Source organism: Mycolicibacterium phocaicum (assembly GCF_010731115.1).
GTDB classification, from domain to species: domain Bacteria; phylum Actinomycetota; class Actinomycetes; order Mycobacteriales; family Mycobacteriaceae; genus Mycobacterium; species Mycobacterium phocaicum.
In genome coordinates, this window is sequence record NZ_AP022616.1 from 5,072,539 (window position 1) to 5,086,215 (window position 13,677).

General features: G+C 67.5%; 12 protein-coding genes and 3 pseudogenes. 7 read left to right on the forward strand and 8 right to left on the reverse strand.

From position 1 onward, the window contains the following. Window positions 1–73 precede the first annotated feature (73 nt). Window positions 74–844: an HAD family hydrolase gene (locus G6N46_RS24360; protein WP_234880764.1), complete on the forward strand. Its 771-nt coding sequence runs from the start codon at window positions 74–76 to the stop codon at window positions 842–844. A gap of 65 nt (window positions 845–909) precedes the next feature. On the opposite strand, the gene G6N46_RS24365 is transcribed toward G6N46_RS24360, so the two are convergent. The 4 genes from G6N46_RS24365 to G6N46_RS24380 all read right to left on the reverse strand — a co-directional run bounded on the left by G6N46_RS24365 (window position 910) and on the right by G6N46_RS24380 (window position 5,661). Then, window positions 910–1,905, reverse strand: coding sequence for a hypothetical protein (locus G6N46_RS24365; RefSeq protein ID WP_138250428.1), 996 nt, complete (start codon window positions 1,903–1,905; stop codon window positions 910–912). A 108-nt stretch (window positions 1,906–2,013) separates the two neighbouring features. After that, window positions 2,014–2,886, reverse strand: a complete 873-nt coding sequence (gene mmsB / locus G6N46_RS24370; protein WP_138250427.1) for a 3-hydroxyisobutyrate dehydrogenase — start codon at window positions 2,884–2,886, stop codon at window positions 2,014–2,016. 78 nt (window positions 2,887–2,964) lie between these two features. Next, window positions 2,965–4,125 carry an acyl-CoA dehydrogenase family protein gene (locus G6N46_RS24375; protein ID WP_138250596.1) on the reverse strand — a complete coding sequence of 387 codons (1,161 nt, stop codon included), beginning with the start codon at window positions 4,123–4,125 and terminating at the stop codon, window positions 2,965–2,967. Window positions 4,126–4,140: 15 nt separating this feature from the next. Next, window positions 4,141–5,661: a CoA-acylating methylmalonate-semialdehyde dehydrogenase gene (locus G6N46_RS24380; RefSeq protein ID WP_138250426.1), complete on the reverse strand. Its 1,521-nt coding sequence runs from the start codon at window positions 5,659–5,661 to the stop codon at window positions 4,141–4,143. Between the two features lie 275 nt (window positions 5,662–5,936). Between G6N46_RS24380 and G6N46_RS24385 the strand changes: the two genes are divergently transcribed. The 4 genes and pseudogenes from G6N46_RS24385 to G6N46_RS28845 all read left to right on the forward strand — a co-directional run bounded on the left by G6N46_RS24385 (window position 5,937) and on the right by G6N46_RS28845 (window position 7,620). Further along, window positions 5,937–6,263, forward strand: coding sequence for a hypothetical protein (locus G6N46_RS24385; protein WP_064981178.1), 327 nt, complete (start codon window positions 5,937–5,939; stop codon window positions 6,261–6,263). Between the two features lie 22 nt (window positions 6,264–6,285). Further along, complete coding sequence (locus tag G6N46_RS28835; RefSeq protein ID WP_234880763.1) at window positions 6,286–6,582, forward strand: RNA polymerase sigma factor; 297 nt, start codon at window positions 6,286–6,288, stop codon at window positions 6,580–6,582. Between the two features lie 84 nt (window positions 6,583–6,666). Further along, window positions 6,667–6,801 (forward strand): annotated as a pseudogene (locus tag G6N46_RS28975) (sigma factor-like helix-turn-helix DNA-binding protein); the annotation flags it as partial. A 42-nt stretch (window positions 6,802–6,843) separates the two neighbouring features. Beyond that, window positions 6,844–7,620 (forward strand): hypothetical protein, encoded by a 777-nt coding sequence (locus G6N46_RS28845; RefSeq protein ID WP_234880762.1) that lies wholly within the window; start codon window positions 6,844–6,846, stop codon window positions 7,618–7,620. A gap of 188 nt (window positions 7,621–7,808) precedes the next feature. On the opposite strand, the pseudogene G6N46_RS24395 reads toward G6N46_RS28845, so the two are convergent. The 4 genes and pseudogenes from G6N46_RS24395 to G6N46_RS24410 all read right to left on the reverse strand — a co-directional run. Beyond that, window positions 7,809–8,945 (reverse strand): annotated as a pseudogene (locus tag G6N46_RS24395) (IS3 family transposase); the annotation flags it as partial. Further along, window positions 8,912–10,375: a group II intron reverse transcriptase/maturase gene (gene ltrA, locus G6N46_RS24400; protein WP_456093946.1), complete on the reverse strand. Its 1,464-nt coding sequence runs from the start codon at window positions 10,373–10,375 to the stop codon at window positions 8,912–8,914. The pseudogene G6N46_RS24395 and the gene ltrA, both read right to left, overlap by 34 nt. Window positions 10,376–11,027: 652 nt before the next feature. Further along, window positions 11,028–11,315, reverse strand: a pseudogene (locus tag G6N46_RS24405) (transposase); the annotation flags it as partial. A gap of 51 nt (window positions 11,316–11,366) precedes the next feature. After that, the gene (locus G6N46_RS24410) at window positions 11,367–11,534 is read right to left on the reverse strand and encodes a hypothetical protein (RefSeq protein WP_163692991.1); all 168 of its coding nucleotides are present in this window, start codon (window positions 11,532–11,534) and stop codon (window positions 11,367–11,369) included. Window positions 11,535–11,688: 154 nt separating this feature from the next. On the opposite strand from G6N46_RS24410, the gene G6N46_RS24415 reads away from it, so the two are divergent. After that, entirely contained in the window at window positions 11,689–11,943 is a 255-nt protein-coding gene (locus G6N46_RS24415) for a hypothetical protein (protein WP_138250424.1), read from the forward strand. A 190-nt stretch (window positions 11,944–12,133) separates the two neighbouring features. Then, a complete protein-coding gene (locus G6N46_RS28850) occupies window positions 12,134–13,591 on the forward strand; it encodes an RNA polymerase sigma factor (RefSeq protein ID WP_235688657.1) in 1,458 nt (485 codons plus the stop codon). Window positions 13,592–13,677: the final 86 nt, after the last annotated feature.

Consider the following 13,677-nt stretch of genomic DNA (forward strand, 5'->3'; position numbering starts at 1 on the left):
CGCCGAATCTCGCCCGTCCAATCCCCCGTTGGGGGGAGGCCCCGGACATGTGACGTGGGACACCCTTGTACCCATGTCGGTGAGTTGTATGGAGCGCACGTTCTGGTGGGATGTGGCGCGCCCGGCCCATGCCGTGATCGACCCGCTGCGCGCGGTGATCTTCGACCTGGACGGTGCGCTGGCCGATGTCGAGCGCGACGCACACCGCGTGGCGTTCAATGCCGCCTTCGCCGAGCACGGGCTGGATATCTCCTGGTCGGTGGCCGAATATGGCCGGCTGGTCCGCATCGCCGACGAGCAGCGCCGCGTCGCCTCGGCACTGCGCCGGCGCGGGTACGGACGGGTCAGTAACGAGATCGCCGCCCACGTGTACCGCACCAAGACCGACCTGTTCGAGACGTCGGTCCTCGACGGTGACGTCAGCCCGCGCGACGGCCTCGCCGACCTGGCGGCCGGCTTGTTCGGGGCCGGGGTGGCGGTGGCTGTCGTCAGCACCGGTAGCCGGTCCTGGGTGGAGCCGCTGGTCCGTCAGCTGCTGGGCGACGGCATCGCCGAGACCATCGTGACGCCCGATGATCTGCCGCGTCCGACCCGGGAACCGGATCTGCACGGCCACGCCCTGTGGGAGTTGGGGCTGGGACCGGAGAGCGCGCTGGCGGTGGCGGGCGGTGCCCGCGGTTTCCGCGCGGCACGGGCCGCCAAGCTGGCGACGCTGGTGGTCACCACCGGCTACTCGGCCGGCCACGAGTTCCCCGGGGCGGTCCAGGTGCGCGCAGAGTACGACGGCCTGCTGGCCGCCGGCTGCGAGCGCCTACACAAGAACTGGTGGTCAGCCCAGGGCTGACCACCAGTTCTTCGCATCTGTTGCGCCGTCGACTCGGGGCTGACGGCCTCGCGTCGGTTGACCGGTCAGAAACCGATCTTGGGCAGACCGATCTGGGGCATGCCGATGGACGGCAGTCCGATCGATGGCAGTCCGATCGATGGCAAACCGATCGATGGCAAACCGATCGGTGGAGGCGGAGGCAGCTGCGGCATACCGATCTGCGGTGACGGCAACTTGGTGAGATCCGGCATCTGCGGAGCCGGCAGCTTGGTGAAGTCCGGCAGCTGCGGCATGCCGATCGGCGGCAGCTGCGGCATGCCGATACCGGGCGGCAACTGCGGCATGCCGATCGGCGGCAGCTGCGGCGCGGCGAGCGCTGTCAGCGAGCCGAGTGCCGGGATTCCGACGGCGGGCAGCGTCGGCGCACCCAGGGCGGGCAGTCCGCCCAGGGTCGGAGCCGCGACAGCCGGAGCCGCGACAGCCGGAGCCGCGACGGCCGGAGCCGCGACAGCCATAGACGAGACCTTCGCGATGTCGCCGAGGGCGCCGAAGGCGGCGGCGGTGGTGACCGGAGCCACAGCGGCAGTGGCGCTGGGCAGCGCGGCCGCGGGGACTGCAGCGTTGACGAGGAGACCGGCGAGTCCGGTGACCAGACCACCGAGGCCAGCATCGAGAACCAGGCTGGGCAGGCTCAGACCGGGCAGGCCCAGCGACAGCGGAATCGCGACGGTGGCCTCCGGCGGCTGCAGGCTGGACAGGTTGATGGGCGGGAAGCCGCCCAGGCTCCAGTCGTCGCCCCATTCCAGGCCGTTGTCGTTGTTACGCGCGGTCTTGCCGGTCTTGCCTGAACTCGAGGTCGAGTTCGAGACGGTCTTGCTGCTGGCCGTGCCGAGGTCACCCGAGTTGGTGTTGGCGGACTCGTTGTTCTTGCTGGCCGACTCGTTCTGCGACGTGTTGTCGCCTGAGTTGTCGGGGTAGACCGGATCAGGCGATGCGAAGGCGACACCGGCTCCGAAGAACGCCACAGCAATCGCGGTAACCGAGGCGGATGCCCCCTTGGCGGAAAGTTTGAAAGTCATGTGGCGCGAATCCTCCCTGTGCGACCCACGCATCCTATGCCCTAATGCGCGCGATGTCACAGTTAACTAACGAATACCACTGTGACATGCGGTGATGATGAGGCGACATCACTGACGCAGCAGGTTGATCACCGCGCTGAAGTCAAGATCGGCATGCTCGGCGGCAAACTTCGCGTAGATGTCGGCGGCATGGCTGCCGAGTGGTGCGGACGACCCCGTCGAGCGCACTGCAGCCATCGCCAGGCCCAGGTCCTTGTTCATCAGGGCCGTGGCGAAACCAGGCTGGAAATCGTTGTTCGCCGGTGACGTGGGCACCGGCCCGGGCACCGGGCAGTTCACCTGTACGGCCCAGCAGTTGCCGGTCGCCCCGGTGATCACGTCGAATAATGACTGCTTGTCCAGGCCGAGGTGCTCGGCGAGGACGAATGCCTCACCGATCGCGATCTGCTGGACGGCGAGCACCATGTTGTTGCACACCTTGGCGGCCTGGCCCGCCCCCGAGTCGCCGCAGTGGATGATCTTGCCGGCCATCGGCTCGAGCACCGTGCGGCCGCGTTCGAAGGCCTCGGCCTCGCCGCCGACCATGAACGCCAGCGTGCCGGCCGTCGCCCCTTTCACGCCGCCCGACACCGGCGCGTCCAGTTGGGCGAAGCCGTGCTCGCCGGCCAGACGGTGCACCTCGCGGGCGTCGTCGACCGAGATGGTGGACGAATCGATGAACAGCGTGCCGGGTGCCGCGGCCGGCAGGACGTCGGCGTAGCAGCGCTTCACCAGATCGCCGTTGGGCAGCATGGTGATGACGACGTCGGCGCCGGCCACCGCCTCGGGGCCGCTGTCGAAGGTCGTCGCGCCGTGCTCTCGTGCGGCCTGCGCGGCGGCCGGGACCGGGTCGAAGCCGTGCACGGTGTGCCCGGCCGCGATGAGGTTGGCCGCCATCGGGCCACCCATGTGGCCCAGCCCGAGGAATGCGATCGTCGCCATCAGTGTGTCCTCCCTAGAGTTCTCGGCGATTTGTGCACGATTTCCCGCGCTCGCCGCGGATTTTCGTGCACAAATCGCTCAGTTGCGTGCGGCGGTCGAGGCCGCCCGACCGATGACCACGCGCATGATCTCGTTCGTCCCCTCCAGGATGCGGTGCACCCGGAGATCGCGGACGAATTTTTCCAGCCCGTACTCGCGCAGGTAGCCATAGCCGCCGTGCAGCTGCAATGCCTGGTCGGCCACCGTGTAGCAGGCCTCGGTCACGTGGAGCTTGGCCATGGCGCACAGTTCGACCTTGCGCGGATTGTTGGTGTCGAGTGCGGTTGCCGCCCGCCACAACATGTTTCGCGAGGTCTCCAAGGCGGTCGCCATGTCCGCGAGGGCGAACCGGATGGTCGGCTCGTCGATCAGGGCCCCGCCGAAGGCCTCACGCGACGCCAGATAGCCGAGCGCCTTGTCGTAGGCGGCCTGCGCGCCGCCCAGGGAGCAGGCGGCGATGTTGATGCGGCCCCCGTTGAGGCCGTTCATCGCGATGGAGAAGCCGGTGCCCTCGCCGTCCGAGCCGCCGAGCATGGCTTCGGCGGGCACCCGCACACCTTCCAGGATCACCTGGGCGGTGGGCTGGGCGTGCCAGCCCATCTTCTCCTCGTTGGCGCCGAAACTCAGTCCCGGCGTGTCCTTTTCGACGATGAAGGCCGAGATGCCACGCGGTCCGTCGGCCCCGGTGCGGGCCATCACGACGTAGACGTCCGAGACGCCCGCGCCCGAGATGAACTGCTTGACCCCGTCGAGCACGTAGTGGTCACCGTCACGAACGGCCTTGGTGCGCAAGGCCGCCGCGTCGCTGCCGGCGCCCGGTTCGGTGAGGCAGTAGCTGGCGATGGCCTCCATCGAGGCCAGCTTGGGCAGCCACGTCTTGCGTTGCTCCGGGGTGCCGAAGCTGTCCACCATCCACGCGCACATGTTGTGGATCGACAGGAACGCCGCGATGGTCGGATCGGCGGTGGCGAGCTGCTCGAAGATGCGCACACCGTCCAGCCGGCGCAGCCCGCTGCCGCCGACGTCGTCGTTGCAGTAGATGGCCGCCATGCCCAGTTCGGCGGCTTCCCGCAGGACGTCGGTGGGGAAGTGCTCGTCGGCATCCCACGCCAAAGCGTTTGGCGCCAGCCGCTTTTCGGCGAACGCGGCCGCTGTTTCGGCGATCACGCGTTCGTCGTCGTCGAGTCCGAAGAGGTCGATGCTCAACGCAGGCCCTTACTTGAAGGTCGGGATCGAGAACTCGGCCCCGTCCTTGATGCCCGACGGCCAGCGCTCGGTGACGGTCTTGACCTTGGTGTAGAACTGGATCGACGCCGTCCCGTACTGGTTGAGGTCGCCGAAGCCGGACCGCTTCCAGCCGCCAAAGCTGTGGTAGGACACCGGAACCGGGATCGGCACGTTGACGCCGACCATGCCGACCTGTACGCGCGAGACGAAGTCACGGGCGGTGTCGCCGTCGCGGGTGAACACCGCGACGCCGTTGCCGTACTCGTGCTCCGACGGCAGGCGCAGCGCCTCCTCGTAGTCGTGGGCGCGGACGATCACCAGGACCGGGCCGAAGATCTCGTCGGTGTAGATCGACATGTCCGGGGTGACGTGGTCGAACAGGGTGGGGCCGAGGAAGAAGCCACCGGACAGGTCGGCATCGTCGAACGTGAGGTCGTCGCTGGCGCGTTCGCGGCCGTCGACCACGAGCTCGGCGCCGGCGTCCACGCCCTGGGCGATGTAGCCCCGCACGCGCTCCAGCGCCGCGCCGGTGACCAGGGGGCCGTAGTCGGCCTTCGGGTCCAGGCTGTGGCCCACCCGCAGCTGGTTGACGCGCTCGACGAGCTTGTTGCGCAAGCGGTTTGCGGTTTCCTCGCCGACGGGGACGGCGACGCTGATGGCCATGCACCGCTCGCCGGCGCTGCCGTAGCCGGCACCGATCAGGGCGTCGACGGCCTGGTCCAGGTCGGCGTCGGGCATCACGATCATGTGGTTCTTGGCGCCGCCGAAGCACTGCGCACGCTTGCCGTTGGCGGCGGCGTTCGAGTAGATGTACTGCGCGATGTCGGTGCTGCCGACGAAGCCGACGGCCTTGATGTCGGGGTGCGCCAGGATGGCGTCGACGGCCTCTTTGTCACCGTTGACCACCTGCAGGACGCCGGCCGGCAGACCGGCCTCGATGAAGAGCTCGGCGAGGCGCAGCGGCACCGAGGGGTCGCGCTCGGACGGCTTGATGATGATGGCGTTGCCGCAAGCCAGGGCAGGTCCGGCCTTCCACAGCGGGATCATCGCGGGGAAGTTGAACGGCGTGATGCCGGCGACGACGCCCAGGGGCTGCCGCATCGAGTACACGTCGATGCCGGCACCGGCGCCCTCGGTGAACTCACCCTTCATCAGGTGCGGGATGCCGACGGCGAACTCGATGACCTCGACGCCGCGCTGGATGTCGCCAAGCGAGTCCTCGAACGTCTTGCCGTGTTCCAGCGAGAGCAGGCGGGCCAACTCGTCCTTGTTCTGGTTCACCAGGTCGATGAACTTCATCAGCACGCGCGACCGGCGCTGCGGGTTCCACGACGCCCATTCCCGTTGTGCGACAACGGCACCCGCCACCGCGGCGTCGACGTCGGTGGCCGACGCCAGGAGCACCTGGGCCTGGGTCTGGCCGGTGCTGGGGTTGAGCACGTCTGCGGTGCGGGTCGATTCGCCGGTGGTGCGCCGGCCGTTGATGAAGTGCGGAATCTGGGTGGTCATGACGTCCGTCCAAAGTTATGGAGAGTTCGGGATTCTCGGCTCACGCGCCGGGATACTTGCATATCCTAGTAATTCCGGCCCGGTGTTGGCAAGGGGTTGCCGGCACGGCACCTGCGGCCCTGACCCGCTGTGGTTGCTCCCGGGTATCTGCGCGGTCTGAGACTTCTTTGCGGATGCCTGACCAAATCCGGAAAAACTTGTCAGGATTGATGCAGCGAGATGCTCCTACATACAAGCGAGGCCAACCGGGCCGAGCGAAGGAGAGGCGGAGCACAATGGCTACCAAGCTGAAAAAGTTCGTTGCTGGAATTGCCGCGGCAGCGGCAGTACCGGTAGCTCTGGCGGGCGCCGGAACCGCGCACGCGAACCCACTGGGAGTGAATCCGGTGCCGCACTACGGCGGCATCTGGATCGGTTGGAGCGGCGGCAGCGGGGGCACCTGGTGCACCTACACCTCCGACTGGTTCACCACGCGGGCCTACCAGAACTCCGCCGGAGAGGCGGGCTTCTTCGTGCCGGGCATTCCGCTCAACCGGTTCTGGGACATCAACGTCAACTGCGACAACGGCGACACCGGCTTCTACCCGGCCTACTACTACTGATGGGGGGAGGAGAACCCCGCCGATGAGCGCGCTTATCGATTGGGACGAAGCACCCGACGAGGAACTCGCCCGCGCGGCCGCCTCGGGCGACCGCGCGGCGTTCGCCGCTATCTATGACCGCTACGCGGACCGGCTCAACGACTTCGTCGTGCGCATGGTCCGTGACAGCGACGCCGCTGCCGACTGCGTCCATGAGGCGTTCTGCACCGCGGCGACCGGGCTGTCGAAGCTCCGCCAGCCCGAGAAGCTGCGGCCGTGGTTGTACGCGGTGTCGCGCTCCCAGGCCTTGCGGCACATTCAGCGCCGCAAGCTCGAATAGCCGGCCGACGACGAATACCTCGACAGCGCGTCGGCCGAGGCCGGTCCGGAGGCCCTGGCCGAGCAGGACGACCTGGCCCAGCTGATCCGCGAGGCCTGCGGTGGCCTCTCGGACCGTGACCGCGAGGTCATCGAACTGAGCTACCGCCACGGGCTCGACGGACCGGAACTCGGCAAGGCACTCGGCGTCAGCCCGGCCACCGCCAACACCCTGACCCATCGCGCCCGGGAGATGGTCGGCCGCTCGCTCGGTGCGCTGCTGGTGGCTCGTCAGACCCAGCAGGACCCGTCACGATGCCCGGATCTTGCCGCGGTGCTCGATGGTTGGGACGGAACGATGACGGTGTTGATGCGCAAACGCATCGCCCGGCACATCGAGTCGTGTCCCGAGTGCGAATCCGAACGAGGCCGCCGGGTGAGTCCGGCGGCGCTACTGGGCGCCATGCCCTTCATCCCGGCCCCGAAGGAGCTCCGGGACACCACGCTTGCGGACATTCAGTTGGTCTGTTGGACAACCGATCTGGTCGATGGCGCCGACCCTGGTGCAGGCGTCGACCCCGGCGTCGGTACCGCGCCCGCGGAGGAACGACGCCGCCGGCTGGCTCTGCCGATCAGCCTGGCCGCCTGCGCGCTGCTGCTGGTTGCGGGTCTGGTCTGGACGCTGACCGGGCCGGCCCGCCACGGCCGGGGACCGGTCGACAGCGGCATCACGGCTCCCTTGGAAACACCCGCGACGACGCCGGTTTCCGCGCCGCCGAGCACGCCGCGGAGCGCGCCGCCGCCGTCCAGTGCGCCAGGGACGCCGGTGCCCGGGGTTTCGACCAAAACTGTTGCGCCGCCGGTGGTACCGAGCCAGCAGCCGCAGCCTCAGCAGGACTCGCCGGCCGCCGAACCGGCACCGACACCGCAACCGGCACCGCCGGATCACCCGGTCAGCAGGCCCGGACCGGTGACGCGTCCGCCGATGTCGGTTGCGCCGCCGTCGTTCGAAGCGCCGCTGCCTCCCACCGGCGACGCGGGTTCCGGCGGCCGGCGTTGAGCCGTTGATCCTGACGTGAGGGCGTGTGCCTCTCGCGCAAGTGCGCCTTGGTTACAGGGTCGACGGGGCGTGGGTGTGTTGGGCCGTTGGTTCTGACGTGGGGGCGTGTGCCTCTCGCGCAAGTGCGCCGTGGTTACAGGGTCGACGGGGTGGGTGTGTTGTGAACCGCCCCAGGTTCTCCGCCGCTGCTATATGGGTTGACGCTCTCGGTTGAGGGCGTCGTAGTGGGCTTGCTCGTATTCGACTGGGGTGACCATGCCCAGAGTTGAGTGCAGCCGTCGGTTGTTGTACCACTCGACCCAGGCCGCTGTCGCGTACTCGACGTCGGCGACGGTGCGGAACGGGCCCGGCTGGAACACCGTGGTGCGGATGCATTCGGTCTTGTACAGGCCGTTGATGGTCTCCATCAACGCATTGTCATAGGCGTCTCCCACGCTGCCGATCGATGGTGAAATCCCTTCCAGTTCAAGGTGTTCGGTGAATCTGATCGACGTGTACTGGCTGCCCGCGTCGCTATGATGGATCAGTGCGCCGGCCGTGGTGGGGTGGCCTTCGTGGTCGCGTTGCCATACCGCCATGCGTAATGGGGTCATGACCAGATCCGTGGCCTTGGACGTCGAGGCGTGCCAGGCCACGATCCGCTGGGCGAACACGTCCACGATGAACGCCACGTAGACAAATCCGGCCCAGCTGCGCACGTAGGTGAAGTCGGTGACCCACACCCGGTTCGGGGCATCGGCACAGAAGTTGCGGTTGAGCAGATCCGGCGCCCGAGAGCCGCCGGCGTCCGGGATCGTGGTGCGCACCTTCTTGGACCGCCGGATGCCCTGTAAACCCAATGTGCGCATAGCTCGGTCCACGGCCCCAGCGGATGCGTCCGGCAGGGCGGTACGGCGGATCAGGGCGGTCATTTTGCGCCGCCCGTAGAGCCCCTCGGGCGCCAGTACCTTCTGCCCGGCAGCGTTAGTCGACCAGGCGACCTCGTGGACGGCGTCGATGACCTGGGCGTCGGTGATGGTGCGGGCCGCTACGGCCCGGCCCGGTTGCTTCCAGGACCGGTAGGTGCGCGCGGCGATCTGGCAGCCCTGCTCGTGCAGGACCCGGCAGATCGACTCGACCGCGTGCCCGGCGGCGCGTTGATCGTCGATGAACGCGGCGATCAACGGTTGCGGGGGTCGGTGAAAGTCGGCCCGGGACGCGGTGACAACCGTTGGGGCTGTTCCGTTTTCCCGGGCCGCTTCCCGAACCCGGCGTGCACCTTTCAATGCACCGGGCTCTCCACAAGACCCGGTCAGGCTGCTGTGGTGTCCTCCTCGGGGGTCGGCCAGGGCGAGGGGATGACCGCGCCGCGGTAGCGGTAGCGGGTGGTGCCGATCTTCTCCAGATCGATCAGCATCCGGTCCTCGGTGGTTGGCCACCAGCCGCCGCCGCAGTAGCGGCGGCGCAACTGTTTCCAGGTCGATTTGCGGTGTTTTCGGCGCAGCCAACGCCACACCGTCTGCCACGTGTAGTGGCTCAGGTAGGAGAAGGTCGCCGAGGACACCCCGGCCCGGAAATATCCCGCCCAGCCCTGCAGCGTCGAGTTGATCCGGCGCAGCAGGTCATCGAGCGGCTGGCTGGGTTCGACTGTTCGGCGCAGCGTCTTGATCTTCCGTTTGACCGCCAACACGGACTTCGTGGACGGATGAACGTAGACGTAGCTGCAGCTGGTGCCCCGCTTGCGGCGACGCTGGATGCGCCACCCGAGAAAGTCCAGCCCCTCGTCGATATGGGTGATCAGGGTCTTATCCGGCGACAGACGCAACCCCATCGTCGCCAACACGGCGGCGATGTCCTCCTGTAGTGCTTCGGCGTGGGCTCTGGTGCCCCGCACCATCAGACACCAGTCGTCGGCATAGCGGACCAGCCGAAAGTTCGGCTGCCCGTGACGAAGTCGTCGAGCGCGCTCAACCGAGCCGGTAGCCGGACCACCCGGCAACCCGGCAATGTGTTCATCGAGCACCGACAACGCCACATTGGCCAACAGCGGCGAAAGAATCCCACCCTGCGGAGTTCCGGCGGTGCTGTCCGCCAGCAGGCCGTCCTCGGTGAGGATGCCCGCCTTGAGGAACGCCTTCACCAACCCCAAGACACGGTTGTCACCGACGCGTCGACGCACCCGCCCCATCAGAGCGGTGTGGTCGATCTCATCGAAACAGGCCTTGATGTCTCCCTCAACAACCCAGTCATAACACCGGGGACGTGTTGCGAGATAACGCACTTCGGCCACCGCATCATGAGCGCGGCGCTTCGGACGGAAACCGTAGGAACACGGCAGGAAATCCGCCTCAAAGATCGGCTCCAACACCAACTTCAACGATGCCTGGACCACCCGATCGGTCACGGTGGGAATCCCCAAGCGGCGCAACGCACCACCGGTTTTGGGGATCATCCGCTCGCGCACCGGCAACGGGCGGAAACTGCGGTCCTTCAACTGCGACCGCAGTTCATCGAGGAACACCTCGATGCCCTGCCCGGCAGTGATGGACGACGCGGTGCGCCGATCCACCCCGGCCGTGGCGGCACCCTTATTCCCGCTGACCCGATCCCACGCCACCAACACGAACGCGGGATCGGCGACGAGGTTGAACAGATCGTCGAACCGGCGATCAAGATCATCGCGTGCCCAACGGTGCAGCTTGGTCTGGATCTTCAGTACCCGTTGCCGCGCCAGCATCAGCGCCAACTCCAGCTCGTCGGTATTCACCGGCGACATAACTTCCTCTCCTGACCTTCCAGTTTCCGCACTGCATGTCTTGCTGGCCCCCTTCGCCCTGTGACCGCCTTTCTCGGTCTCCACGACGGGCACGTCACCGCCCGCGACTACTACGAGGCCTCCGCCCCACCCTGAAATGCGGTTCCTTGACTCCGAACCCGAGTCGTCACACCCGCCCCGACTGGCTGCCGGAAACGAAATGAGCGGTCCCGCAGGGTGGTTCCCACGTTCACCAGGTCATCGATTGGTCAGGGGAGGCGCCCAGCTCTACTCCGGCAGCATCGCCACGGCTACGCCGCAGGCCTTCACCGTGGCCTCCCCACCGCTGGAACTAAACGGCTTCGGGAGTCAAACCCCACCCGCTCGGGTTCGTGCACTGCACACCGGCCCATATCCACCAGATTGGAGCCGGCTTCGCGGTTACGGAGCGTCTGACACTGGTTCGCTTACGCTGCACCTTCTGACCTTGCTCGACAAGCCCGCACCGTCTGGCAGTGCCGGCACGGCTTGCCTTCTCGGGACCGCTTGCCACCGATCACCGTCGTTCCCGGCGATCGGCTGCCCCGATGCTTCCTCAGGCCGCTGCGACGACCCGAAGGAGACGGTCTCTCACCGCCTCTCGATATACCCAGCGCCTCGTGGCGCACAGCTCCCCCGCGAAGAAAGTTGTCGCCGCTTTCAGAATCGCGACATCCTCACGTAGCCTTCGGTTTTCAGCTTTCAGTCGTTTGATTTCGTCGATTTCTTCGCTCGTTACACCCGGGCGTTGTCCGCCATCAATCTGGGCTTGGACCACCCAGCGACGCACCGATTCCTTGCCCACGCCGAGTTGGCGCGCGACCGCCTCGGAGGCCGCGGTCAACGACGAATACTCCTGCTGATGTTCGGTCACCAACCGCACCGCACGGTCACGCAACGCAGGATCGATCTTCTTAGGCATGCTGCTCATCCTTCCGGACTCAAACAGCAGCGGCATCAAACCTGGGGCGGTTCAGCCGACGGCGACGGTGAGTTCGTCCTCCGGCGCATCGGGTATGTCGAGTTGGTCGCTGTACGCGAGCCGGGAGAAGGTCGCCGAACGCGGGCCGGCGTCTATGGCGTCAGCCGCGATGGTGTTGTCGGTGTCGGGGTTCCACGGGGTGGGTGAATGGTTGCTCATGCTGGTATGAGCACTGCCGGCAGCAGAGTCTGACAAGTTTTTTCGTGGCAATTCGGATTCTTCCGAAAAAAGTGTCCCCGGCGTCCGGGGGTCGCGCTCCTACCTATGACAGAGCCCGCACGGGGCGTCTGCAACACCGAACAAGGAGCGCGAAATGACCAACGACACCCCTGCCAAGCGGCAGTCTCTTGCGAAGCGGGCCGCCGCGGCAGCGCTGCTGTCCGGCAGCATGGCGCTGGCCGGCATGGGCCTGACGGCGGGCACCGCACAAGCCCAGCCGTCCATCCCTGCTCCGCAGACCTGGGGCCACGACTACTGCTCGTGGGCCTGGTGGGACTGGGAGCACTGCCACTACTACTGGCACTGGTACGACTGGGACTGGAAGCACTCCGACCACAAGAAGCACTGACTGGCCGTGATGGCACCCCGCCTGCGCGGATTCGAGACGCAGCCGGGTCCGGTGTTGAACCGGGTCCGGGCTGCTCTCGTTCTCCTCAATGAAGCCAACGCCGATGCTCGTTGATTCGGCAAACCATCTCGCCTTCGCCGGATTAGCATCAGTGCATACCGGCGATCGATCCGGTACGGGAGCCCGTCTCATGACCGCAGTGCCAGATTGGGACATTGTCAGCGACGCCGACTTGGTCGGCGCCGCGCTCTCCGGAGACCGCATGGCATTTGCCGGTATTTATGACCGCTATGCCGACCGGCTCCACGACTTCTGCGTCGGCATGGTCCGGGACCGCGATGCTGCCGCGGACTGCGTCCAGGACGTGTTCTGCACTGCCGCAACAGCTTTGGACAAGTTGCGGGAACCCGACAAGCTGCGCCCCTGGCTGTACGCGATCGCCAGGAACGAGGCGCTGCGCCGGATCCGGCAGCGGCGCCGCGAAGAACCGTCAGAAGAACTGCCCGACGAGGCGTCCGGGGACGCCGGACCCGACACCCTGGCGGCCCGCAACGAACTGGCCAAACTGGTCGCCGAAGCGGCCGGCGGATTGTCCGACCGGGACCGCGCGGTGCTGGAGCTGGGCTACCGCCACGGGTTGGAGGGGCCCGAACTTGCCGAGGCGCTCGGCGTCAGTACTGCCAGTGCCAAGAAGATCATGCAGCGGTTGCGCGACACCATGGAGCGCTCGCTGGGCGCGTTGCTCGTCGCCCGCCGGGGACAGAGCGGCAACAGCTGCGCGGAATTGGGCGCGATCCTCGCCGGGTGGGACGGGACTTTCACGATCCTGATGCGCAAGCGGATCGCCCGTCATATCGAGAGCTGCCCGACGTGCGATCAGGACCGTCGCCGGATGGTCAACCCGGTGGCGCTGCTCGGCGGCACGCCGCTGTTCATCCCCGCGCCGGCCTGGCTGCGGGACCGCACGCTGAATCGGATTCAGCTGACCTCGGCATCCGCCGATCTCGGCAGCGCACCCACCGAAGCGCAGAGTGCGCTGCCGGATGCGCCGACCGAGCAGTTCGCCGCGGCCGACGCGCTCGATGCCGAGCCCGCCACCACGTCGCCCAATGGTCGCGTGATGCTGACGATGTCTCTGCTGATCGGCATTCCGCTGATCGTGCTGGCACTGACCATCGCCTGGCGGTACGAAACCAACGCGCCCGTCACCCCGAAAGGGGTCACCACCTCCGTCACCGCGCCGCCGAGCACGAGGCCGGAAAACCCGGTGACCACCACCGCCGCGCCCCCGCCGCCGCCCAGCCCGACCGCCGTCGTCACCGCGCCCGCGGAGCCGACGACGGTCCTGCCGCCACGGGCGGTCCCGCCGCCGCAGCAGTCGCCGGTGCCGCTGCCGCCGGCCGCGCCGGTTGTGACGCCGCCGCCGTCAACTCGGCCGGTGCCACCGCCGCGGCGTCCGCGGCCGCCCGTCGTCAGTGAAGAACCGTCCCCGCCGAGCAAACAGCCGCCCGTGATCACCGAGCCGTCGCCGTCGCCCACCCCGCCGCCGACGACGACGCACAAGCCGCCGCGCCCGCTGCCCCCTGGCCCCGTGGGGCCGATCGAGCCGGCACCGGTGACGACGACGCAGCCGCCGATCATCTACTAGCCCGGCCGATCTCGAGCCGAGAAGCAAAGCCCGCCAAAAGTTGTCCCGTCGTGGGTGCCGCGCGACTCCTACCTGTGAGAGCCGCC